At 45.2% G+C, this 23,067-nt stretch carries 23 protein-coding genes; 3 read left to right on the top strand and 20 right to left on the bottom strand.

Going from position 1 to position 23,067, the window contains the following annotated elements; all coding sequences use genetic code 11:
• Positions 1-116: 116 nt before the first annotated feature.
• The 10 genes from secD to AAC978_RS07840 form a co-directional block, all read right to left on the bottom strand.
• A complete protein-coding gene (gene secD / locus AAC978_RS07885) occupies positions 117-2,321 on the bottom strand; it encodes a protein translocase subunit SecD (RefSeq protein WP_341547499.1) in 2,205 nt (734 codons plus the stop codon).
• An 86-nt stretch (positions 2,322-2,407) separates the two neighbouring features.
• The gene (locus AAC978_RS07880) at positions 2,408-3,145 is read right to left on the bottom strand and encodes an EcsC family protein (protein WP_341547498.1); all 738 of its coding nucleotides are present in this window, start codon (positions 3,143-3,145) and stop codon (positions 2,408-2,410) included.
• 143 nt (positions 3,146-3,288) lie between these two features.
• On the bottom strand, positions 3,289-3,660 hold the full coding sequence (gene yajC / locus AAC978_RS07875) for a preprotein translocase subunit YajC (RefSeq protein ID WP_341547497.1): 372 nt from the start codon (positions 3,658-3,660) through the stop codon (positions 3,289-3,291).
• 86 nt (positions 3,661-3,746) lie between these two features.
• Positions 3,747-4,865, bottom strand: a complete 1,119-nt coding sequence (gene tgt / locus AAC978_RS07870; protein ID WP_341547496.1) for a tRNA guanosine(34) transglycosylase Tgt — start codon at positions 4,863-4,865, stop codon at positions 3,747-3,749.
• Between the two features lie 18 nt (positions 4,866-4,883).
• Positions 4,884-5,909 (bottom strand): tRNA preQ1(34) S-adenosylmethionine ribosyltransferase-isomerase QueA, encoded by a 1,026-nt coding sequence (gene queA / locus AAC978_RS07865; protein ID WP_341547495.1) that lies wholly within the window; start codon positions 5,907-5,909, stop codon positions 4,884-4,886.
• Positions 5,910-5,956: 47 nt separating this feature from the next.
• Positions 5,957-7,336, bottom strand: a complete 1,380-nt coding sequence (locus AAC978_RS07860; RefSeq protein ID WP_445900292.1) for a SpoIID/LytB domain-containing protein — start codon at positions 7,334-7,336, stop codon at positions 5,957-5,959.
• Positions 7,337-7,386: 50 nt separating this feature from the next.
• Entirely contained in the window at positions 7,387-8,430 is a 1,044-nt protein-coding gene (gene ruvB, locus AAC978_RS07855; protein WP_341547494.1) for a Holliday junction branch migration DNA helicase RuvB, read from the bottom strand.
• A 21-nt stretch (positions 8,431-8,451) separates the two neighbouring features.
• The gene (ruvA, locus tag AAC978_RS07850) at positions 8,452-9,063 is read right to left on the bottom strand and encodes a Holliday junction branch migration protein RuvA (protein ID WP_341547493.1); all 612 of its coding nucleotides are present in this window, start codon (positions 9,061-9,063) and stop codon (positions 8,452-8,454) included.
• The gene (gene ruvC, locus AAC978_RS07845) at positions 9,060-9,557 is read right to left on the bottom strand and encodes a crossover junction endodeoxyribonuclease RuvC (protein ID WP_341547492.1); all 498 of its coding nucleotides are present in this window, start codon (positions 9,555-9,557) and stop codon (positions 9,060-9,062) included. Before ruvC ends, ruvA begins: the two co-directional genes overlap by 4 nt.
• Before the next feature lie 114 nt (positions 9,558-9,671).
• The gene (locus AAC978_RS07840) at positions 9,672-10,430 is read right to left on the bottom strand and encodes a YebC/PmpR family DNA-binding transcriptional regulator (protein WP_341547491.1); all 759 of its coding nucleotides are present in this window, start codon (positions 10,428-10,430) and stop codon (positions 9,672-9,674) included.
• A gap of 187 nt (positions 10,431-10,617) precedes the next feature.
• On the opposite strand from AAC978_RS07840, the gene AAC978_RS07835 reads away from it, so the two are divergent.
• Together AAC978_RS07835 and AAC978_RS07830 are read left to right on the top strand one after the other, a co-directional pair.
• The gene (locus tag AAC978_RS07835) at positions 10,618-11,118 is read left to right on the top strand and encodes a cytochrome c3 family protein (protein ID WP_341547490.1); all 501 of its coding nucleotides are present in this window, start codon (positions 10,618-10,620) and stop codon (positions 11,116-11,118) included.
• Positions 11,119-12,576, top strand: coding sequence for an ammonia-forming cytochrome c nitrite reductase subunit c552 (locus tag AAC978_RS07830; protein WP_341547489.1), 1,458 nt, complete (start codon positions 11,119-11,121; stop codon positions 12,574-12,576). It begins immediately after the preceding gene.
• 99 nt (positions 12,577-12,675) lie between these two features.
• Here AAC978_RS07830 and AAC978_RS07825 read toward each other — a convergent pair whose 3' ends face one another.
• The 10 genes from AAC978_RS07825 to AAC978_RS07780 all read right to left on the bottom strand — a co-directional run bounded on the left by AAC978_RS07825 (position 12,676) and on the right by AAC978_RS07780 (position 21,646).
• Complete coding sequence (locus tag AAC978_RS07825) at positions 12,676-13,080, bottom strand: DUF3842 family protein (RefSeq protein ID WP_341547488.1); 405 nt, start codon at positions 13,078-13,080, stop codon at positions 12,676-12,678.
• Between the two features lie 106 nt (positions 13,081-13,186).
• Positions 13,187-14,179 carry a hydrogenase expression/formation protein HypE gene (hypE, locus tag AAC978_RS07820; protein ID WP_341547487.1) on the bottom strand — a complete coding sequence of 331 codons (993 nt, stop codon included), beginning with the start codon at positions 14,177-14,179 and terminating at the stop codon, positions 13,187-13,189.
• Complete coding sequence (gene hypD / locus AAC978_RS07815) at positions 14,180-15,283, bottom strand: hydrogenase formation protein HypD (RefSeq protein ID WP_341547486.1); 1,104 nt, start codon at positions 15,281-15,283, stop codon at positions 14,180-14,182.
• Positions 15,261-15,491 (bottom strand): HypC/HybG/HupF family hydrogenase formation chaperone, encoded by a 231-nt coding sequence (locus AAC978_RS07810; protein WP_341547485.1) that lies wholly within the window; start codon positions 15,489-15,491, stop codon positions 15,261-15,263. Before AAC978_RS07810 ends, hypD begins: the two co-directional genes overlap by 23 nt.
• Positions 15,482-17,797 (bottom strand): carbamoyltransferase HypF, encoded by a 2,316-nt coding sequence (gene hypF, locus AAC978_RS07805; protein WP_341547484.1) that lies wholly within the window; start codon positions 17,795-17,797, stop codon positions 15,482-15,484. The genes AAC978_RS07810 and hypF overlap by 10 nt, the downstream gene beginning before the upstream one ends.
• Positions 17,798-18,425: 628 nt before the next feature.
• The gene (locus tag AAC978_RS07800; protein ID WP_341547483.1) at positions 18,426-19,490 is read right to left on the bottom strand and encodes a cytochrome c3 family protein; all 1,065 of its coding nucleotides are present in this window, start codon (positions 19,488-19,490) and stop codon (positions 18,426-18,428) included.
• Positions 19,491-19,777: 287 nt separating this feature from the next.
• Positions 19,778-19,963, bottom strand: a complete 186-nt coding sequence (locus AAC978_RS07795) for a hypothetical protein (RefSeq protein WP_341547482.1) — start codon at positions 19,961-19,963, stop codon at positions 19,778-19,780.
• A gap of 332 nt (positions 19,964-20,295) precedes the next feature.
• Positions 20,296-20,496, bottom strand: coding sequence for a glutaredoxin (locus AAC978_RS07790; RefSeq protein ID WP_341547481.1), 201 nt, complete (start codon positions 20,494-20,496; stop codon positions 20,296-20,298).
• A 16-nt stretch (positions 20,497-20,512) separates the two neighbouring features.
• Entirely contained in the window at positions 20,513-20,641 is a 129-nt protein-coding gene (locus tag AAC978_RS07785; protein WP_341547480.1) for a hypothetical protein, read from the bottom strand.
• Positions 20,642-20,659: 18 nt separating this feature from the next.
• Positions 20,660-21,646, bottom strand: a complete 987-nt coding sequence (locus AAC978_RS07780) for a J domain-containing protein (RefSeq protein ID WP_341547479.1) — start codon at positions 21,644-21,646, stop codon at positions 20,660-20,662.
• A gap of 353 nt (positions 21,647-21,999) precedes the next feature.
• Between AAC978_RS07780 and AAC978_RS07775 the strand changes: the two genes are divergently transcribed.
• On the top strand, positions 22,000-22,656 hold the full coding sequence (locus AAC978_RS07775) for a TVP38/TMEM64 family protein (RefSeq protein WP_341547478.1): 657 nt from the start codon (positions 22,000-22,002) through the stop codon (positions 22,654-22,656).
• Positions 22,657-23,067 lie beyond the last annotated feature (411 nt).

Here is a 23,067-nt window from a genome sequence, read left to right as displayed (position 1 = left end):
AAGAAATTCCGGGTCGAGCCCGGAATTTCTAGAGTTACATTATTATACGTTAGGTCATGGATTACATTAGGTTATGAAATACCTCAGTTTAAATAATTATTGATTCCATCCATAGCTTAGGCTTTGGCGCGAGACGGATTGCCACCGCGTTTGGATGTTATTCTCTTCTTAATTTCAACCAAGATTTGGCTGGCATTAAAGATTGAGGAATAGGCACCTGCTAAACAACCGATGAGCATAGCTAAAGCGAAGCCTTGAGTCGACTCTCCGCCGAAAATCAGTAAAGCGAGGAGCGAAATAATCACAGTTAAAGCCGTCTTAATGGAACGTCCCATCATCTGCCAGATGGATTTATCCACCATATCCTCGTAGCTATCGTTTCGTTTCAGACGCGGTTCATTTTCTCTGATCCGGTCAAAAATAACCACGGTATCGTTGATGGAATAACCGAAGATGGTCAAGATGGCCGCCACAAAGGTGGAATCTACTTCCCATTGGAAAAGAGAGAATACCCCCACGGTGATGATAACGTCGTGCAGCAAGGCCAAAATTCCTGATACTGCATACGCAAATTGGAAACGGAAAGCAATATAAATCAACATGAGGACCGCGGCGATGGCCAAGGATAAAAAGGCGTTATTGGTTAACTCTTCACCAATAGCCGGTCCGACAAGGTCTTCCTTTAGGGTTTCTTTGTCATAATCGCCCACATTCGTTTGCAGCGCCGAAAGTAGTTCGTTACGCTGGTTCCCTTCTAAGGCCGAGGTACGAATCAGAGCAGTTGTATCATTATCAGAAAGTTGGACGCTTCCTTCCAGACCTACTGAGTCCATAGCCGCAGTAACATCCTCTTGGGTAACCTGTTGATTGAATTTCACATCCATCATGGTACCACCCGTGAAGTCCACGCCCAGATTCAGGTTTCTAACAAACAAGGAACCGATACTGACCGAAATCAAGATGAGCGAGATGGCAAACCATATATTACGCCGCTTAACTACATTAAAGTAGAAAGGTATGGAATTCTTGACTTCGTCATAGGTTGCCGCATGAGCTGCTGGAGTAGATGCCTTAGCTTTCGTCTCAGAATCCTTATTCTCAGGCTTGACCCCAAACCAAGCAGTACTCATACGGGGATTTACACCTACAATCCAACGCAAAATCATGCGGGTAAAGGTGATTGCCGTAAATAAGCTGGCAAAAATACCAATCGCCAAAGTAATGGCAAAGCCCTTGATAGAGCTTGTTCCTAAGAAAAATAGGGTAGCAGCTGCAAATAAGGTGGTGATGTTCGAGTCAAAGACTGTCAGGAAAGCACGACTAAAGCCTGCCTCCACTGCTGCACGCAAGGATTTTCCTAATTGAATCTCTTCTTTGATTCTTTCATAAATGATAATGTTTAAGTCCACTGTCATTCCTATAGATAGAATCATCCCCGCGATTCCCGGTAAAGTAAGTACTGCTCCAAATCCTTTTAATGCCCAGAGCACAATCAGAGTAAAGACAACGAGAGAAATATTAGCAACCAACCCCGGTAAGCGATATAAGACCAACATAAATAAAATAATAAAGCCTAAAGCAGCAATACCGGCATCAATACTTTTATTAAGGGAATCTACCCCAAGAGTAGCTCCCACGGTGCGTTTCTCTTCAATCGTTAAACTCACTGGCAGTGCGCCGGAACGAAGCAATACTGCATATTCCGCTGCTTCTTCCAGAGAGCTATATCCAGTAATCTCAGCTTGTCCATTTGTTATGGCACTTTCGACTCTGGGATTTTGCAAAAGTTGATCATCCAAGTAGATTCCAATCTGTTGACCGAGACTTCTTGAGGTCGCTTCGGCAAACTTCTTGGTCCCTTCCGGAGTAAAAGTAAGGTGAACAACATTACCCGATTGACCCTGCCCCGCGCGGGCATCCTTCAAATCGGCTCCTTCAATCACAACATTACCCTGAGGGTCTTTGAAAGTTAGCTTAGCTGTGGTTTTCAAGGTTTCCACAGCTTTATCTGGATCCTGGACTCCGGCCAAGTCAACAATGATACGTTTCTTAGCTAAATCAGCCTGCACGACAGGCTCGGAAAGGCCCATTTCATTGACACGTCTTTCAATAATGCTTTTAGCTTTGTCCATATCTTCAGTAGTAATTTCTGCCCCGTCCGGACCTGCTACAGCTTGTAAGACGAGATGAACTCCCCCGCGTAAGTCAAGTCCCAACGAAATCCCTTTTTCCGAATCTGTAAGGGGTTTGACTGAGAATACGACTGCGATGATAATCAGCAACATAGCTGCTGTTAACTTCAGGATGCTTCCCCTTTTCATTATTTTTCCTCCCTTAAAATTGTCCTGGGACTTGCCCATGCCAAACTATATTATAGTCCTCGTTCCATAATGGTGTCAATTAGTGGTTAATTTAACCCTTTTTCTTGAAGGATTCTCATGCGGTAGCAATTCATGCCTACTTGTCCTAAGTCCTCCAGCAATCCGTAATTAGCGATCAACCCTACCACAGCACCGATTCCCGGTAGCATTTGGAGCATCTTTCTTAAATCGATCGCATCCCGATACTCAATCTGGAATTGTTCCCAGTCGAATTTTTCCATTGCTTTGCTTTGGGGGTAATCCTGCACCGTATCTTCCCAACGAACTAGTTTATGGTAGACATAGGGGCGCTTTTGTTGGCTAGAAAATGCCAGTTGAAAAACAAAGAGAATATATAAGCGTTCTTTATAGTCTTCGGTAGAATAGCCATAGATATGAGCAAGCTCGAACAGAAATTTTAATTTAATCGCAATCAGGGCCGGGAAATCGGCAATTCCCAGCACAAATCCGCCAGCCCCTGTCCCGGCACCTTCAGCTGCAGCTATCCGCTTATAGGTCTTAAGTAGTTCTAAAGCACGTTGATCTCTGACACTCAAATCCATGTTTTTTAGAGGTTTCCCTTTAGGAATAAATTCAAGTCCAAAAAGAACGCCTTTAATCAGTCCTTTGATGGTCACAGTCAGGGCATCAAGAAATTTTTGAGGATAAAGATTATTGACTTTTCCCTGTATTGCTTTCGATCCCTTTTCCAACAACCCAGGGGCTTTAAGCATTTTCTTTTGCCACCGCAATAATTCTTTGCGAATATGCTCTTCGTAAGTCACACTATGCCCCTCCTGTTCGTGGTTATTATCACCACAGAAGTGTTGGCTATTCCCAATGAAATAAGCAAGTAGATTCGTCCACTTGCTTATCCTATCTTACCTATTGTACCCGAGATTGGCTGTGGCATTCTTCGAATACTCTCTTACTCAGCGGAGTTCTCTTGGGCTTCGCTTTCTTCTTTATTTTCCACTTCGTCTTTCTTCTCATTATCCTTTTTGCCAAACAACTTACCTTTTTCAACAACAATTTCGCGATTGACTACTGTGACGACGCCAGATTTGTTTAATTCGACTTCTACTTTATCGGCGATAAGAATCATAACTGAGTCTTCTTTAATTTTTTTGATTTTACCATGTATCCCACCGGCAGTAATAATCTTATCGTTGACTTTAAGGCTAGCCAGCATAGCTTGTCTTTGCTTTTGCTGCTTTTGTTGTGGTCTGATCATAAAGAAATACATAATTGCAAAGAAAACAGCCATATAAAGAAGAAGAGTCGTTGTACCTGAATCCATAGATTGATTAGCCCCCTTTAGTTTTGTCTAATTTACTTTAGTAATTATTCCCTATGGCACCGAAGAAATCCTGCTCATTGCCGGGATTAATTAAAATATCCGTAATCAGTGAAAATTTTCTGGCGATACTCAGCTAGACGATCTTCCTTAATCGCTTCCCGAATCTCCGCCATGAGATTGGTCAAGAAACGCAGGTTGTGAATGGTCATCAAGCGCAAACCTAAAATTTCGTCGGCTTTGATGAGATGTCTCAGATAAGCTCGAGAATAGTTCTTACAGGTATAACAATCACAGGTTGGATCAAGTGGTGAAAAATCATGAGCTGATTCAGCATTTCTCACCACTACCTTTCCATAGCGAGTGAGGGCAGTGCCGTTACGGGCGATACGTGTGGGTAGAACACAGTCAAACATGTCGATTCCTCTCATCACCCCTTCAATCAAGGCGTCCGGCGAGCCGACTCCCATGAGGTAGCGTGGTCGATCCCTGGGGAGTAAAGGCACGGTATAATCCAGCACTTCGTACATGAGCTCTTTCGGTTCACCGACGCTTAGGCCCCCTATGGCGTAGCCGGGCAAATCTAACTCGGTGATTTCCGCCGCGCTTTGCTTGCGCAAATCCTCATACATACTCCCTTGGACAATGCCAAACAGAGCTTGTCGATCAGTCGAGGTCAGGGTCTCTTTACAGCGCTTCAGCCAGCGGGTCGTTCGCTCTAAAGAAGCTTTGGCATATTCACGGGTTGCGGGATAAGGAGTACATTCGTCAAAGGCCATCACAATATCTGATCCTAAGGCCATCTGCACTTGGGTAGCAATTTCAGGACTTAAAAACTTCTTAGAGCCATCCAGATGAGATCGAAATTCCACTCCCTCTTCGCTGATTTTCCGCAAATCACCTAAACTGAACACCTGAAAGCCACCGCTATCAGTAAGAATCGCTCCATCCCAGTGCATAAATTTATGCAGTCCTCCAGCGTCTCGAATCAACTCATGACCCGGACGCAAGAAAAGGTGATAGGTATTACTTAATATTATGCCAGCTCCCAGCTCCTTTAATTCCTCTGGGGTCATAGTTTTCACTGTTGCTTGGGTGCCAACGGGCATGAACACAGGGGTTTCAATTATCCCGTGAGGAGTATGGAGTTTGCCGAGTCGAGCTCGGGTTTTGCTATCTTCTTTGAGTATTTCTATTCGAACCGCCATGAATCGTCACTTCCTTTATTACAAAATAAGCATGGCATCTCCAAAGCTATAAAAGCGATAGTGTTCTTGGATCGCCAGATGGTATGCTTCAAGAATCTGTTCTTTGCCTGCTAAAGCACTAACCAACATAATTAAAGTAGATTTAGGAAAATGAAAGTTGGTAATCAAACCATCAACTACTTTGAATCTGTAGCCTGGGTAAATAAAAATATCCGTCCATCCTTCTTGGGCGACAATCTGGCCATTTTCTTCGGCAGCTGATTCTAGAGTTCGCGAGGCGGTCGTTCCGACAGCGATTACTCGACGCCCTTGAGCCTTAGCTTGATTGATCCGTTCAGCGGCCTCTTGCGATACTCGGTAGTATTCTGAATGCATTTCATGCTCTTCAATAACGTCAACCTTAACCGGTCGGAAGGTTCCTAGTCCTACATGCAGTAGGATTTCTACGATTTCCACCCCTTGGGCCCGCAAATGCTCCATCAGCTTCGGAGTGAAATGGAGGCCCGCTGTAGGCGCAGCGGCTGAGCCACTTTCCTTGGCATACACCGTTTGGTAGCGGTCTTTATCTTCTAGCTGTTCTGTAATATAAGGAGGCAAGGGCATACTCCCTAATTCATCGAGAACCGCTTCAAAAACTCCTTCATAGCAGAACTGCACGACCCGGTTACCATCAGGCAAAATTTCTAAGAGTTTCCCCTTCAGGAGTCCATTGCCAAAAACAACGGTCTGTCCTATTTTCAAGCGTTTGCCCGGCTTAATAAGGGTCTCCCAAACATCCTTCTCACGACGGGTAAGCAGTAGACATTCTATTTTGGCCTGGGTATCCTCTTTTTCACCAATCAATCGGGCAGGGATGACCTTTGTATTGTTGACGACAAGGACATCTCCCGCTTGGAGCAAATCAGGTAGCTCATGAAACACATGATGCTCGATTCTTCCGCTAGTACGGCTTACCGTCATAAGCCTTGAAGCATCTCGAGGCTCCAACGGGTGTTGGGCAATGAGCTCTTCGGGAAGATCAAAATCAAAATCTTCTACTTTCAAAATGATTCTCCTTTTATGTAAAAGATCGGTAGCCTAATATCCCTATCCTAAAGATAGGACTTTATCAAATCGGTCTGTTGGTAATAAAAGTCAAGAATCTCGCGATAGGTGAAGCCGCGCTGGGCCATATGATAAGCACCCCATTGGGACATGCCAACCCCGTGACCCCAACCTCGGCCCTGAAAGATAAAGACATCATAAGTCGCGGGAACGTCTCGAATTCCTTGGGAAGAGCTTAAGATGCGACTTAGGCGGGGACCGGAAGTCGTTGCCATGAGCTTTTGATAATCTTGGCTGGTATTTAGCGGGATGGGCATCCCCTTTACCCTTTGCCCTAGAGAGAATACCGCTTCATGGTTAGGAATGCGTTGGGCACTAAACAGGTTCCCGAGAAAAGCTTGCGAGGTGATCGGTTGTCCATAAGGATAAAACTTTTGGACTAAAACCCTGCCACTAACACTGACAAGCTTACCATAGATGTCCTGCATACTTACCTTTTTTATCCTACCTGAGGGGAGTTTGTCAAGGTCAATCTTCGCAATCGGTCCTAATTCGAAAGCTTTTCCTAAAACATCCGCTCCAACGATAAACCGCCAGCGATCGGCAGGGCCGCCGATACCTGCCGAGAAAGGATCCGGCTGCGAAACAAAATGAGGATCTGGATTGGACCAAACATTTTCAGCAAGTTCCATATAACCCCCATTATGAGAAGAGTAAAGAGCATCAATAGGTTGATAGGTGATGGAGTCCACTAGGATTTCACCCCGTGTGCTCTCCACAGCATTACTGGCACTACCCTCTACATTCCTTCCCAAATACGCCTGATCATAATCAGGTGAATCGGTAATGCGAGTTGTATTTCGGGTTTTTCTCACCATATAAGTTCTGGCGGCAACAGCTTGAGCTTTGAGAGCCTCTATTCCGTCCCCTGCCCAAGAATTGCTCATCTCAATCGGTACTACCCCTTTGAGATACTCCTCTTGGTCGACGTGGTTAGTCAATTTACAGTAGCCGTCTTCCCACCGGAGACTTAAACTACCCCGATAACTTACCCGCTGACCGTCTGGAGTTTGGACCAAAAAACTTCCATATTCTCCTTGTTGGAGGAGCTCAATTTCTTTTCCGTTCCAAATCATAAACGGATCATAGTTCTTTTTTAAGGCTGGAGACCATCCCCCCCATGTGAGTTCAAGGGAAGCTCCTGCCGGAAAAGCTGTTGAGGTGCTGGCATCCGTATTTACTTCTTTGAGCAGATAATTTCCCTGCTCGATTTGAATCTTGACCCACCCAGCGTCCTTAAATTTCCAAACCAGCTGAACTTCTATCTCTTGAGCCTGACAGGGTGGAACCTGAATCATGAGGGTAGCTATGAAAACTAAAGCTAAAAACGCTCCACCAAGAGAGTATCTGTTGGAGAAAGGTAGCAAATCAACCACCTCACATCTCTTTTCCACAGATTGCCCTTTTGCGGTTTTATCTATTCCTCATCTTCAAACAAACTGTCCCCTAGCAAGCTATCCTTTGACTCAGATGTTAAAGGAATATTGAGATGCTGGTATGCGCGCACTGTTGCCACTCTGCCACGAGGTGTTCTCTGCAAAAAGCCCTGTTGAAGCAGGTAGGGTTCCACCACATCCTCGATGGTTTCCGATTCTTCACCGATGGTCGCGGAAAGGGTCTCTAAACCGACAGGTCCGCCGGAAAACACCTGAATAATGGTAAGAAGGCACTTCTGGTCAATTCGATCCAATCCAGCAGGATCAACTTCAAGACGATCCAGTGATTTACTTGCCAATTCTTCACTGACAAGCCCATCTTCCCAAACTTGAGCATAATCACGCACCCGCTTTAAGAGACGGTTGGCAATTCGCGGTGTCCCACGGGATCTCCTGGCTATTTCCGTCGCTCCTTCGAGGGTTATGTTTAGATTCAATATTCCTGCCGCCCGAGAAATAATCTTGATTAAATCTTCAACTTCGTAGAACTCCAGGCGGCTGATGACCCCAAAGCGATCTCTTAAGGGTGAGGCCAACTGTCCGGCCCGGGTGGTTGCCCCAACCAGGGTAAAGGGTGGTAGAGATAAACGAATGGAACGGGCACTGGGGCCTTTGCCAATCATAATATCCAAGCACCCATCCTCCATGGCGGAATAGAGTATTTCTTCAGTGGTCCGGCTGAGTCGATGAATCTCGTCAATAAAGAGAACATCTCGCGGTTCCAAAGAGGTCAAAATAGCCGCCAAGTCCCCGGGGCGCTCGATTGCCGGTCCCGAGGTGGTTCGGATATTAACCTCCATCTCCGTGGCGATGATATTAGCCAAAGTAGTTTTCCCCAAACCGGGAGGGCCATAGAGAAGCACATGATCCAGTGCCTCGCCTCTGGCTAAAGCCGCCTGAATAAAAATATGTAGATTTTCTTTTACTTTCGTCTGCCCTATATAATCCGCCAACCGGTGGGGTCGGAGGACTTCACCTTCCTGATCACCCGGAAGTTGCTGGGGTGCTATCATCCGTTCTTCCATAGTCATTTTTCTCCTCTGTGATTATACTGGCTTGATTGCCGCAAGGGAGCGAAGAGCCAAGCGCACCTGCTCCTCGGTGCTCATCCCCTGATCGGTAACAGGAAGGGATTGAAGAGCCTTCTTCGCTTCCTCCTGACTAAATCCGAGGGCAAGCAACGTTTCCATTGCTTCCGAACCGCTAGCTAGCAAGGGCATAGCCGGTGAAGACTCAGCCCCATCGCTTGGAATCACTCTGTCCTTAAATTTCTCTTTCAGCTCGAGAATCAATCGTTGTGCTGTCTTTTTGCCAATACCGGGAACTTTAGTCAGGATCGTAATGTTCTCACTGGCGATAGCACTTTCTGTCTGCCCAGTACCTAAGGTTGACAAGATGGATAGAGCTGCCTTGGGTCCAACACCTGATACTGTCAGCAGCATTAAAAAAACTTCTTTTTCGGCGACTGAAGAAAAGCCATAAAGAGCCAGTTCATCCTCACGTAAAATAACATGGGTGTAGATAGTGACTTCTTGATCGGGATGTAGCTTGGTCAACAATCCATAAGGGGTAGCGATCAGATACCCTACTCCCTGAACATCCAGAATCAATTTATCGGTTTGAATCTCCCAAACCTTACCCCTTAGCATTCCAATCAAAGGGATCCCCCCATTCTATTGAGCAAATTCACACTATGGGCATGACAGATAGCGATAGCTAAAGCATCTGCCGTATCATCAGGTTTCGGTATATCTGCTAGCCCAAGCAAGGCTTTCACCATCTGTTGGATCTGTTGTTTATCCGCCCTTCCGTAACCGGTTACGGATTGCTTAACCTGTAAGGGTGTGTATTCAGCCACCGGAATCCCAGCTTGGGCAGCTGCGAGTAAAATAACTCCCCTAGCCTGTCCGACGGAGATGGCTGTCGTGGTGTTACGATTAAAAAAGAGTTCCTCGACAGCTACAAAGTGGGGCTGCCGACTCTTGATACAGTCTGATATATCATTATAAAGCATAAGCAACCGCTCCGGCATGGGTGTATGCGCCGGGGTACGCCAACAGCCATAATCAACAGAAAGCAAACGGCTACCCTTCTTTTCAATCAATCCATACCCCATAATTGCAGTTCCTGGGTCAATTCCGAGTATTAGCATAAACGCCTTCCTTTCTATTCTTTAAAGATTCGACAGGGCGGCGATAGATTCCTTGTCAACGAAAAAGAGTTCCACGCTCTGAATGGCGCGGAACTCGATACGTTTAGCATGTTGTCAATCCAAGTCCTCTTCGTTAATTGAATCAGCTAATTCAAAGTTTGCATAGACACCCTGAGAATCATCATGATCTTCCAGAAGCTCCATCATGCGAACAAGTTTTTTAGCTTGCTCCACATCGGCAATTTCAATGGTGTTCTGTGGAACCTGATTTGTTTTTGCTTCTTCAATGATAATCCCTTGGTCAAGCAAAGCTTGGCGAAGGTTCTCCAAGTCATCAGGAGCTGTATAAATGATAAAGCTCTCATCGTCTTGTTGTAGGTCTTCTGCTCCGGCTTCCAAAGCGACCAGCATGAGTTCATCTTCATCAAACTGTAAATCTTCCTTAGGAATCGTCAACTGACCCTTTTCATCGAACATCCAATTGACACAGCCAGTTTCCCCAAGGTTTCCCCCATGCTTGGAAAAGATATGACGCACTTCACCGGCAGTCCGATTGCGGTTATCGGTCATGATATCCACCATGATCGCTACTCCACCTGGGCCATAGCCTTCGTAGCGTAACTCTTCATAGTTTTCACCCTCGCCGCCACCGGCTCCCTTTTGTATAGCTCTTTGAATATTGTCATTGGGCATGTTAGCTGCCTTAGCATTATCAATGGCAATTTTCAAACGAAAGTTATTATTAGGGTCTCCTCCGCCTGACCGTGCCGCCACAATGAGTTCCCGACCCAGTTTGGTGAAGGCCTTTCCCTTTTGCGCATCAGCTTTTGCCTTTTTATGTTTAATATTCGCCCACTTAGAATGTCCAGACACAGTGACTCCTCCTTTGTTTAGTCCATCGTTTATTGTACCATAGGGATTTTTAGCCTGTAAAGCTGTTCGGCGAATGAAAAGCTTCCGTGCAAATCATACTAAGACAAAGGCAACGACAAAAGAACTAATTCAATCTGAAAATTGATTCATCCATACAGTGGACAGCAAGCTGAAAGGAGGTTTGATTTTGGCACCCATACCACGTAAATATAAAAAACTTCTAGCTATTAGTATTCCGGTTCTAGCAATCTTTATCGGTTTCATTGCCTACATTTACGAATATACGTCTACCACGAATTATTGCGGTACGACCTGTCACATTATGGATGAGGCCTATGCAACTCAACTCCATAGTGCTCACCGAGAAGAGCTTGTCGGGTGCGGCGATTGTCATCTCTATCATGGGAATAATATCGTTTATTCCCTAGTGTACAAGGGCTATTCAGGCATGAAAGATGTCTATAAAAACGCTTTTGATCAACCGGTCGTTTTACATACCACAGAATGGAGTCAAGCTGTGATTCAAAAAAATTGCCTCCGCTGCCATCAATCAGTGGTGGATAAAATCCAGATTGGTGGCGGGCCTCAATGCTTTGATTGTCATCGAAGTACCCCTCACGGACAAGGCACGCAATCCTTTGGTATCCAAACCATTTCTACCCCACTTCGCTCGAATGGAGGCTCATAAATGCGTAAATCTTGGAAAAGCTTTTTACTTGCATCTCTATTTTTGGTAATATCCACTGTGTTAGCTTTTGGCTGTGCCTCGGAAATCACGCCCTCTCCCCGCACAACCGCCACAATCCCCGAAGGTGCCCTTGATTCTGAGACTTGGGGGAAAGTCTACCCGGATCAATACGCCAGTCAAAACAAACAAAAAGAAATGACTAACGGCAACTCTAAATACGGAGGTTCTTTACCGGAATCCCATCTTGAGAAATATCCCATCCAGAAGAGGCTCTTTGCCGGTTATGGGTTTTCCGAAGATTATAATGATGAGCGTGGACATGTTTATGCCCTTGAGGATGTAACAACGACACTGCGTGTCAATGAAAAAACCATCAGCTCCTGTTGGAACTGCAAAAGCCCCCAAGTCCCAGGCTTAATCGAGAAAATGGGAGATGATTTCTGGTCAACTCCCTTCCTACAACTCAAAGATCAAATCACTATGCCCATTGCCTGTGCCGATTGTCATGATCCAGAAACCATGAATCTACGCATCACTAGGGTCACTTTGCTCAACGCTCTTAAGGAACGAGGCATCGATCCTACACAGCTCAGCCGCCAAGAAATGCGCACCATGGTCTGTGCCCAATGCCATGTAGAATACCACTTTACCGATGAAAATAAAAAAGTAACCTACCCTTGGAAATATGGGCTCACCGCTAATGATGCGGAAAAGTATTATGAAGAGATCAAGTTTAAAGATTGGAACCATGCCGAAACCGGAGCCCCCATGTTAAAAGCTCAGCATCCCGATTATGAGCTAAGCTCTACCGGTGTTCATGCCGCAAACGGGGTGGCTTGCGCTGACTGCCATATGCCCTATGTCAAGGAAGGCACCTCAAAAATATCCTCCCATCATCTTCAAAGCCCTTTGAACTCCATAGCTGAATCCTGTCAGACGTGTCATCGCCAAAGTGAGGAATATTTAAAAAACCAAGTCATTAACATTCAAGATAAAGTCTTTGCGACACGGACCGTTCTTGAAAACGCTCTAGCTGATGCCATGGATGCTATCGTTGCCGCCGATAAGAATCCCAATGCGAAAGCCGATGCCATGAGTAAAGCACGTGATCTACACCGCAAAGGACAGTGGCGCTGGGATTACATAGCCGCTGAAAACAGCATGGGCTTCCATAGCCCTAATGAAGCTCTTCGTGTCCTTAGCGAAGGAATCGATTTTGCTCGGCAAGCACAACTTCAAGCTAACCTAGCCATTGGAACCGCGGCCAGTGGTGCAGCTAATCCAAATGCAGGCGAAACTCCAGGTATAGGAACAGCTAATGAGGCCGCTGGCGGGGCAACTCCTCTCCAAGACAATAAGAATAACGACCAGAAGCCGACAGAGGGTGATAAATCAGCACTAAGCGATGAATCCACCCCTAAAGATGAAGCAAAGCAAACGGAACAAACCAAACCGTAAATATCTGTACGGATTTAAACCAATCTAAAAAGCAGCCCGTTCTGATATGTAATCTGCTTAAAGTCGAACAGATCATATGCAGAATAGGCTGCTTTCTTTTTAAAGCCTTTTTTCTACCTCATCCACTAATTGCTCTACATGGTGAGGCAAAGGCATGCGGGTCGTACCTGTAACAATCATATTGTTTCTTTGGATGGGAATAAGCAGTTTAAGCGCTGAGCTTGAGGATATTGCTCCTGCAATGTTTGGGGTAATCTCGCCTAATAGACCGTGAACTGTAGCAATGGCTAAGGACCCGGCAATGATATCGACGCGATTAGCATTATAACAAATAGCAGCTTCACCGGATGCTCCTTCCGTAGCGCCGGCTTTGAGCATCGCCCCGGTAGCTAAAGCATTGGTACCAAGTGCTAAAATTTCTAAATCAGGCATCCGCTTGCGCAATTGGTCGACGATATGCTTGCCTATTCCCCCGCCTTGTCCGTCAATAACTGCAACTCTCATCTCTAGCCTCCATCCTCGTAGTGGCAATGTCAGTGTTATCTACTCAAATCGAGCATTGTATCATCCGGTGCCACTCGTATCATGTGCCTTTAACCTTAATAAATATTTAGCAAATCCGTGGCAAGTGTTCTCCCTCAAGCATGCCCACGATTCGTTTCCCTCCTAAAGGAGTCTTAAGCAGAACAAGTCCCGGATCAGCCGCCTCGACCCTGCCGATAATGGCTGCGTCTCGCCCAAGGGGATGATTCCTCATCCGAGTTAAGACCTCCTCCACCGCATCGGGGGCAACGATGGCCAAAACCTTTCCTTCATTTGCGAGATATAGAGGTTCCAAGCCTAGCATTCCACAAGCTCCGGCAACACCCGGATGGAGGGGGAGCTTTTCTTCTTCAAGGATCATACTTACCTGACCTTGTCGGGCAAGTTCGTTTAGGGTTGTGCCTACTCCGCCCCGAGTCGGGTCGCGCATGCAGTGGACCCCCGGCATATAAAATTCATCGATCAAATGATTTAAAGGCGCACAATCACTGGTGACTGGAGTCTCAAATTCCAATCCCTCGCGGTCTGCGAGGATAGCCACCCCATGGTCGCCAATGGTACCGTTAATTAGGACATAATCTCCCGGCCTTATGTACTGAGGTCCGACTGAGCGCTCTTGGAGTGCACCAATGCCGGTCGTGTTAATAAATATTTTATCAGCGCTGCCCCGCTCGACTACCTTGGTATCGCCGCAGACAATGGGTACACCCGCCATTTGGGAAGTTGTAGCGATGCTTTGCACTATTCTTTCGAGATCCGAAAGCAAGAACCCTTCTTCCAATATCACGGCAAGAGTTAGATAACGAGGTTGAGCTCCTGATACCGCCAGGTCGTTGATTGTGCCACATACTGCTAGTTTACCGATATTACCTCCCCGAAAAAAAAGCGGAGAAACCACAAAGGAGTCCGTGGTTATCGCTATATTTTCACTGCCGGGTAGCCAAGTGGCGTCATTCATCTGGTTGAGGTAGGCATTGCTGAGATGCTTTTGAAAAATCTCCTGCACTAACTGATGACTCAACCTTCCCCCGCTCCCATGAGCCAATATAATCCGTTCCATTTACATCTCACTCCTTTGCGCATAACGGTAATAGGCTGCACAGGACCCCTCTGATGAGACCATACAGGGTCCCACGGGTGCTAAAGGAATGCACTTCCGTGCAAATAACGGACATTGGGGCGGAGCAATCTGTCCCTTGAGAACTTGCCCACAGCGGCAGCCGGGGATTTCAACTGTTTCAAATACAGGAAGATCAAACTTTTTCTCGGCATCCCAATCCTCATATCCCTTGCGGATGCCTAACCCTCCTTTTCCGATAGTGCCCAGACCACGGAAGGCCGCATCAACAGGTACGAAAACTTTATCGATGAAAGACTGCGCCACGGGATTGCCTTCAGGCTTGACCATGCGCTGATACTGAATCTCGATTTCCGAACGTCCTTGGGCTCTTTGTCTCAGTAGCATCACTAGCCCTTCCAAGACATCGACACCCTCAAAGCCGGTAACCACGCCAGGTTTATTATAATCTTTAGCCATGAATTCTAGGGGCTTAGTACCGATTATGGCGCACACATGCCCCGGATCCAAAAACCCATCCACTTCCGTCTCCGGGTCCTCGGCCAATGCCCGCAATACTGGAGGAACGAGCTTGTGCATGGATAAGACACTATAATTCTTTAGCCCTTCGTTTTTGGCGCTTTCAATGCTTACGGCCACTGTCGGAACCGTGGTTTCAAAGCCGACCCCTAAAAACACAACCTCTTTAGTGGGATTTTTGCGAGCAAGCTCTAAGGCATCCAGAGTGGAATAGACAATTCTAATATCCGCACCCTCACCGCGCAGCATCTGCAAGCTTTTCTTCGATCCGGGAACCCGAATCATGTCACCAAAGGTTGCCGTAATGACATTGGGTTGAGCAGCTAGATATAAGAAACGGTCAATATCACTGCTATCCGTTACACAGACGGGACACCCCGGCCCAGAAACCAAACGAATCTGAGTCGGTAGGATATCACGCAAAGCATTTTTGGCAATAGCTACCGTATGGGTTCCACAAACCTCCATGACCGTATAGGGAGTTGTTGCCAGTTCATGGATTTCTTGAAGGTAGCGGTCGGCAGTTTCTTTAATTTCTTGCTGGTTATTGTAATTCTTCACGGGCATTCGCTTCCTCTATCAATAATTCGACCGTTTCTTCTGCATAGCGTTGGTCCACGACTTCGATGGCAAAACCAGCATGGACTAAGACATAATCACCGACCTGAGCATCAGGCACCAAATGGGTTCCCACAACACGCTCATTTCCCATCATATCGACCTTGGCCAAAAAGTCCTCGATCGAAACGATGCGAGCTGGAATAGCTAAACACATGATGAACACCTCTCATTTGCTATGATAACTTGCCCAAAGGCAAGCCCCCCATCACCCGGTGGCAGTTCCTTGGCACGAAGAACCGGGATATCATGGGTTTTACAAAGTGCTAATACTCTTTCCGTCAAAAGTTTATTTTGAAAGACTCCACCCGTTAAAGCTACGGGCCCTTGGTTTGCTTGGAGCCTGAGCACAGTTTGTATGATGCCATGGGCTATGGAATCATGAAAATGGGTGGCAATAAAGCCAATTTCTTTTCCCTCAAGCAGATCTTGCATAACGCTGGCAAAGGTTCTTCCAATTTTTAAGGCCAACCCTTCTTCATTCTCATCCCACTTCATGGGATAACGCGGGGAATGTCCTAGCAGCTCTTCAACAGCTACTGATCCATAAATATCTCTCATGTTATGCAGCCAGGTTATGGCCCTGCTCTCTAATTCGATGGCTGCCTGTCCTTCATAGGTAACCTGTGTACAAATACCCAGCACTGCGCTCACTGCATCGAATAGTCTACCACAACTTGAGGTTGCAAAAACATTAATTCTTCTCTCTAACTGTTGGTCCAGAACCTTTTGTTCGGACGCGGTCAAACCCTCCCAGAGCCCTTGTGTCTTTGCCCACTCATCGGGAGAGAGTAGCGTTTTACCATAGGCATAGGCGATTCGCAAAGGGTACTTCGCAGCCGCATCGCCTCCGGGTAGAGGGAGATATTCGAGATGAGCTAAACGCTCATACCCTGCTGCATTCCCCTTCAGAAACTCAAACCCCCAGATCGTTTGATCCTCACCCCAACCTGTCCCATCACAAACCACCCCTAAAGTAGGTTCAGTGATACCATGTTCGCCCAAGACACTGACTAAATGGGCATGATGATGCTGAACTTTAATCTTGGACAACCAAGGTCCCTCTTGAGCAAACCGTGTGGTTTGGTAATTGGGATGGGCATCGAAGGCCACTATTTCCGGTTCAATCTTTACGACCTTCTGGAAGGAAGCAAACTCTTGACGAAAGCGTTGGAAATTCTCATACCCTTCCATATCCCCAATATACTGACTGGTAAAGGCCCTACCATTTGCCGCTAGACAGAAAGCATTTTTTAATTCTCCACCCACCCCCAAGATAGGAGCAGGCTGAGTCTTAGAATATGCTTGAGGTAAAGGAACATAGCCACGGGCTCGTCGATGCCATACAGGCTCTTCCCCGATGACCTGAAGTACCGAATCATCACAAGGATGATAGATATCCCGATTATGGATCAGAAAATAATCGGCAATTCCCTTAAGCTCGCTCAATGCCTCTTCATTCCTGTAGATCAAGGGACGACCGCTTAGGTTGGCACTGGTCATCACCAAAAAATCATATGGGCCATCAAAGAGCATGGCGTGCAAGGGCGTATAGGGTAGCATCACCCCTAAGGTATGGATTCCCGGTGCAATCTCCTGAGGAAGATAGCCCTCACTTTCCTTTTTCCTCTCTAGGATAACGATAGGGGCTGCCGGACTTCTCAGGAGCGCCTCCTCTTGCTCAGAAAGTCGAAAACAGTTACGGATGACTTCGATATTCCTAGCCATTAATGCAAATGGTTTTGCTCCTCTTTCCTTACGCTGGCGCAAATGCTGAATGGCTGTAGAATCTCTGGCATCACAGACTAAATGAAATCCACCCAACCCCTTAACAGCGAGAATAGCTCCTTGAGCTAATTTCTCAATTGCCAAGCCCTCTAAGGCCTCACCTTGAGCATCCAAAAGCTGTATTACCGGCCCACATCGGGAGCATGCGACAGGCTGAGCATGAAAACGGCGGTCAGCTGGATTCTCATATTCTTGGGCACAGGCTTCACACATGGGGAAGACTTTCATCGTTGTTTGGATACGATCATAGGGAACATCCTCGATAATGGTATAACGCGGCCCACAATTTGTACAATTGGTAAACGCATAGTGATAACGTCTGTTATTGGGATCCCTAAGCTCGTCAAAGCAATCGGCACAGGTCGCAATATCCGGTGAAATTAAAACATCAGCCAAGCCATCATCCTCGCTGTGCATAATTTCAAAAGCCTTATAAAAACGAAACACCGTCTCTTCACATTCGGCTTGAGTAATTTTTGCTAAAGGGGGGGCTTCTTTGAGCAACCGAGCATAGAAAGTATCAACTTGACATCCCTCGGCATGTATACCTACCCCATGACTAGAATTATTGACCCACCCCTTAATCCCCATCTCACCCGCTAAACGATAGACATAGGGTCTAAACCCAACGCCCTGAACGATACCATTAAGATGGATAGAATAAGCTCTTTGCATAACGAATTACCCGCTTTCTTCTGAGCCCAACCATGTAAATACATTCTACACTCGGAAGAGGTATTAAGTAAATAATTTTAATATTCGGAAATTTTAAAAAGGACTGGTAAATCTTTGCGTAATAGGTTACAATCTAATTGTGAAATGCGCGTACTATCACAATCATGTGATACTTAGTAGTTAATCATTTCACTCCTCCTCAATCTAACCCCTCTGCTCTATGCCCGGCAACTTGCTGGGCTCTTTTTATTTATAACTTTCTAAAATCTTACGAATAGAAATCTTACATTCGGTTATGTTAATAATGATTCTCGAGTATTTTCCAAACTGTTAATCTGCGTGACAATCATGGCGGCCATCATGATTGTCATGCCAATGAAGTGACTTTCGAATGAGAGCACTTACCTAAAAGGGGCTGATACAAAATGAGCTTATCTGTTCATTTTGTATCAGCCCCTTTTTTGAGCAAGGTTATCCACGCAAATTGGATTTGTAGCCGATTTTGAAAATGTGTAAAGAAAACGCTATAGCCAAAGCCGGCAATACAGCAAGGAAAATCCCCCTACTGAAGAGTTATCTATCAATAGGGAGATTATCTATATTCCTCTTATACTTCTACTTTAGTTGTTTACTTTGCTGCTTCCGGCAGTAGCTTGGTAATCATATCGATAGCCTCTTTATTCGTGATCTCAATTTCTGGTGTCTTGTCTTTATCACCTAGCTTATCATAAGGCAGAGCGCCAAAGCTGTGATCCTTAGTAAAGTGGCCTCGAGCATCTGTGGGGTTCTTCCACATCATCTTATCAAGATCCATGGTTTTTCCTTGGTGGCACTGAGCACAGATATCTTGGGCTTTATCTGCTTTAAGCAACATACCGCTGGCATTCGCCTTATGCGATTCGTGACAGGTCAAACAGTTCATCGAAGTACTTTGCCCATGCTTGCTGGCAAAATAGTTTCGTGTTCCATAGTGGGTGTTTGCTGTCCATACCCCTTCGGTGTTCTTACTTGGATTGCTTTCATGACAGGTATTGCATGCATTTACAGCTGTCTTTGGATCCATGGTTCCTTTCTTAGTGGCGGCACTTACGTGATTTCCACCGGGACCATGACAGGACTCACAGGACACTCCATAGTCTTTAGAATTCACTTCAATACCCGGGGCGTGACATTTGCCGCAGCTGAAGCTTTCTGCTGTGTAATCAGGCTTGCCATCCTTATCCACATCAGTACCTTTAGCAGGCTTAACTACATATTTTTCTCCAGACTTCTCTAAGGCAGCTACACGGTAAACTTTCTCGCTAAACCCTTCGGGAGCTTTTGCAATGACATAATGATCCATCATTACCCCATAGACCAGATCTTTATTGGCCAGATCAAGAGTCCCTGACTTATCCGTGGCCTTCGTATCAAAGAGTTTTATTTCCCCTGCTGGCTGGGTCAGAGCATAGTCTGCCAGGGGCTTAAAGGCCTTAGAGTGTTGGGTTTTAGTGAAGTTGCCATGGTATTCCGAGTGACAGCCTTTACAACTTTCGCTACCCACGTATTGAGCTTCAGCTGGTGGTGGATTTACAGGCTGGTCAGTGGCCGTCCCTGTGGGTGGCGGGGTCTGATTCTGCGTTTTGCAGCCTACGAGTACCGTGATAACCAGTGCAATCAATGCTAGTCCGAGTATAATTTTCTTGGATTTCAAACTACCTTCCTCCTTTAAACGTATTTCCTTTTCCTAAAATATAGTTTGATTAGCATTGTGATTAGTTTGCACGTTTTACGTAATCTTATAAATAATTATGAAATTATTATGAAAAAAAATAATACCCACACCAACTCAGGGCATGAGTATTGAAATGAAAAATCCCCCTTTTCGCCTCAAGTTATATTTGCAATACAACCAGTCGCCTAAAGGGGGAGATTAAAAGCTCCAAGGAGCATTGTTCAGTTCGCTTATTCTTTAACTTCTTTTTCATGTAACTGCTCGTTTTAAAAGGCTAAGCTACATTGGCTTGCGTCGTTAAATACTTGGTATTCAGAGACCAAGAAAGTTACAAATTTATATTTTTCATTTTGCAAAGCTGCATACCTTTCAGCTTCTTGCTTGCTGATAAATATTCTGTCGACTGAACTCACAAAGTTAGTATCCATGCTCTTAACAACATAGACCTTCATACCAATCACCCCTCATATCTATTTCTTACCCATATTATATTACACATTTTTGCAATACTATGAATATTTCCTCTAACGGATGAAATTTGAACCTCTCAGGTTCAAAATGAGGGGTGAACGGTTATGAGGTAATTAAAAACTAGCTTCCAAAGCTTTAATTCGTTGATATAATTCCTGGTTCACAGGGGTAGCTATCCCATGCTTTTTTCACCATAGCCAACGATCAACTTGCTACGTGCGAAAGCAGTGCTTTCGTGGTACCCGCTGAGTTCATTCAAGGCGAACGAAGCTAATATTTAGGGGAACTCCTACTTTACGGAGTTCCCCTAAGATCAATGCTCTAGAGCCTTATCAAATACATTGCGGATGATATCCTTTGTAGCAGCTCCCTCATGAACCTTAATTCCATCAACAAAATATGTTGGCACATAATAGTAGGGATACTGCCTTGCAATCTCAGGTTGAAGCTGTTCATCGACTATAGTAAACTCTACCCTCTCATAATGAGCATTTTCAGCCTTGAGTTCTTCCATCCAACGAAGCGCCTCTTTACAATACGGGCAGGATTCCAAGACAAACATCGTAACAGGTTTCATCTGCTTCACAACCCTTCACTTTGAGATGGACTCTGGATTCTGGATTATTAAATACCTCAACCTCATCATTATCTAATGCCACGATCTCCCTCGTCAAGGATCAACGATGATATCGTTGGGCAAGTGAACGAAGATCATCAATCTCCCCTGAACTCATCTCTTTGGGAAGTACGATAGAAATTTGCGCATAAAGATCTCCTGCTTGACCCGGATTTTCTAAACGAGGCATTCCTTTGCCTTTAAGACGTAGCTTAGCTTTTGTTTGAATCTTGGGAGGAACTTTCATAAGCACTTCTCCGTTAAGAGTTTTGATACTCACCTCACCGCCCAGTACTGCTTTATAAAAGTCAACAGTAATCTCTGTCGTTAAATCATCACCCTCGCGCTCAAAGAAAGAATTCTTCTCCACAGTAATCAGAAGGAAAAGGTCGCCATTTGCTCCACCACCGTACCCGGCTCCGCCTTGCCCTGCTAGCCGCACTTTCGACCCTGTACGCACTCCTTTGGGTATCTTCGCTTGAATCCGTTTATCGTCAAAGTCAATAAGTCGAGTCGTCCCGTGATAGGCCTCCTCAAGGGTTACACTAACTTCCAATTCCAAATCTCGTCCTACTTGTGCACGAGTTGAACGGTTGCCCCGTGATTGACCGAAAGGATCGCCCCCACCAAAGATCGTCGAGAAAAAATCCGAAAAATCTCCAGCACCTGAGAAACCACCACTAAATCCCCGCTCACCAAATCCTCTGTCCCCAAAAATTTCGGCGAATTCCTCAGGAGTCATTGTCCTAGTCTGGGTTCCCTCACCAGGTCGAGCTTGCCAGCGATTCCAATCAAAATCACCTCTACCCCCACGCTTCTTCCAGGACTCATAATTTTGTTTTAACTCATCATATTTGCTACGTTTTTCAGGATCACTGATGGCCTGATAAGCCTCAGTGACTTCTTTGAACTTCTCTTCCGCTTCTTTATTGTCTGGGTTGACATCCGGATGATATTTTTTAGCCAATTTTTGATAGGCTTTTTTAATAACCTTTTCCTCCGCATCACTGGGGACACCGAGAATAGCATAATAATCTTTAAAATCCATAAGTCACCCCTCATCTCCATCGATAAAAATATCATTGTCGTTAAGTTCTCATTCTTGCTATAACTCGCGGCCTTATCGCCATGATTATATTATAAAATTATTATTGCAAAAGGTCAATAAAGGTCAGACTTTTTTCTTCCTAATTTTACTACTTTATATTCGAAAATTAGGTTATTCTAATACAGAAAAAAATCTTCTCACTATATGGGTAATACTTTCCCAGGCAGGAAACGCGTCAAATACAAGTATAAGGAGAAATGTAAAAAAAATTATTTTGTGGCATTTTCATTTATACACTTAAAGTTTATACTTAGTTGAAATACTTTGATTCCTAAGGCAAGGTGATATTTAACTTGAAACTTCAGAAAACACACGGTACGAATTCTCTCTTGCTAACCTTAATTCTAGTAATTTCCATTGCGCTAATTGTCCTCTTTTTCTATCTTGATCGCAAGAACGAGCTCTCTTCTCTAATTCAGTCCTGGGGAATCGGCGGTATTTTCTTTGCAATTCTAATTATGGCAGCACTCTGCATGACGCCTATACCTTCAGAAGGGTTCTTCATCCTCTTGCTAAAGATCTTCGGTGTCTTTTGGGGATCCCTATACTCATGGTTAGGATTTATTCTAAGCAATTTTGCTATCTATTATCTTGCTCATTATTACTTGAAAGATTTCTTTCGGAAATTGGTTACCCCCAAACTTTTTGAATCAGTAGACCGTTGGATCGAAGATAAGGGTACTTTAGGGTTATTTTTTGCTCGCCTTCTACCGCTTCCCGCCCACACAGTAGGATATATTGCTGGGGTAATGCCTTCAGTAAAACTTTGGCCCTATGTCTGGACAGCTGCTATAACCATAGTCCCCTATTATGTTGGTACTGCACTTATTTATCTTGGTGTGGCGAAGTCCACCTGGATCTGGCTTCTAGTCGGAGCCACTGCTTTGCTTGTTATATGGGGAATCAGCTATTTTTTAGGCATACAAAGGAACATTGTAAAGTTGAAATAAAGAAAACGAACGCCCACCCTTTTCGGTACCTATGTAATGTCGCCAACCCAAATCATATTTATGGCATCGGTTGAAATGATAGGATTTACCATGCCATTTTCACTTTAGTGAAAAACAAAGAGACCATCTTAATCAATGGTCTCTTTGCTTAGTTATCTGGCAACACGAAAGGCGGATGAGCATTTTGCCACACTGCGGTCCAAGTATCATCAGCCCTGGCGGTCTTAACTTCCGTGTCCGAGATACGAAACAGTCCAGTGGACTATTTCGGCCATACTGCAAACTGTTAGAAGAATACCCATGCCGTGTGAGCCCGAACGGGGTAAGCGCTTAATAAAAGGGTGCATGGAAACTACTTGAGGCCTATGGCAAAATATAATAAAACCCAGCTACACTAGTTATAGCCGGGTA

It is taken from the genome of Desulfitobacterium sp. THU1 (assembly GCF_038181555.1).
Classification (GTDB): domain Bacteria; phylum Bacillota; class Desulfitobacteriia; order Desulfitobacteriales; family Desulfitobacteriaceae; genus Desulfitobacterium.
This window is presented reverse-complemented; position numbering and strand designations above follow the sequence as displayed.

What these genes read in the sequence shown, in the direction of transcription:
- tgt (WP_341547496.1), bottom strand. Translation starts at nt 4,865, where the DNA reads ATGGCGGTTCGAATAGAAATACTCAAAGAAGATAGCAAAACCCGAGCT.
- hypE (WP_341547487.1), bottom strand. Translation starts at nt 14,179, where the DNA reads ATGGAACGGATTATATTGGCTCATGGGAGCGGGGGAAGGTTGAGTCAT.
- AAC978_RS07780 (WP_341547479.1), bottom strand. Translation starts at nt 21,646, where the DNA reads ATGGATTTTAAAGATTATTATGCTATTCTCGGTGTCCCCAGTGATGCG.
- AAC978_RS07790 (WP_341547481.1), bottom strand. Translation starts at nt 20,496, where the DNA reads ATGGAAGAACTCAAGGCTGAAAATGCTCATTATGAGAGGGTAGAGTTT.
- AAC978_RS07795 (WP_341547482.1), bottom strand. Translation starts at nt 19,963, where the DNA reads ATGAAGGTCTATGTTGTTAAGAGCATGGATACTAACTTTGTGAGTTCA.
- AAC978_RS07825 (WP_341547488.1), bottom strand. Translation starts at nt 13,080, where the DNA reads ATGAGAGTTGCAGTTATTGACGGACAAGGCGGGGGAATAGGCAAGCAT.
- yajC (WP_341547497.1), bottom strand. Translation starts at nt 3,660, where the DNA reads ATGGATTCAGGTACAACGACTCTTCTTCTTTATATGGCTGTTTTCTTT.
- AAC978_RS07830 (WP_341547489.1), top strand. Translation starts at nt 11,119, where the DNA reads ATGCGTAAATCTTGGAAAAGCTTTTTACTTGCATCTCTATTTTTGGTA.
- hypF (WP_341547484.1), bottom strand. Translation starts at nt 17,797, where the DNA reads ATGCAAAGAGCTTATTCTATCCATCTTAATGGTATCGTTCAGGGCGTT.
- ruvC (WP_341547492.1), bottom strand. Translation starts at nt 9,557, where the DNA reads ATGCTAATACTCGGAATTGACCCAGGAACTGCAATTATGGGGTATGGA.
- AAC978_RS07810 (WP_341547485.1), bottom strand. Translation starts at nt 15,491, where the DNA reads ATGTGTTTAGCTATTCCAGCTCGCATCGTTTCGATCGAGGACTTTTTG.
- ruvB (WP_341547494.1), bottom strand. Translation starts at nt 8,430, where the DNA reads ATGGAAGAACGGATGATAGCACCCCAGCAACTTCCGGGTGATCAGGAA.
- hypD (WP_341547486.1), bottom strand. Translation starts at nt 15,283, where the DNA reads ATGCCCGTGAAGAATTACAATAACCAGCAAGAAATTAAAGAAACTGCC.
- secD (WP_341547499.1), bottom strand. Translation starts at nt 2,321, where the DNA reads ATGAAAAGGGGAAGCATCCTGAAGTTAACAGCAGCTATGTTGCTGATT.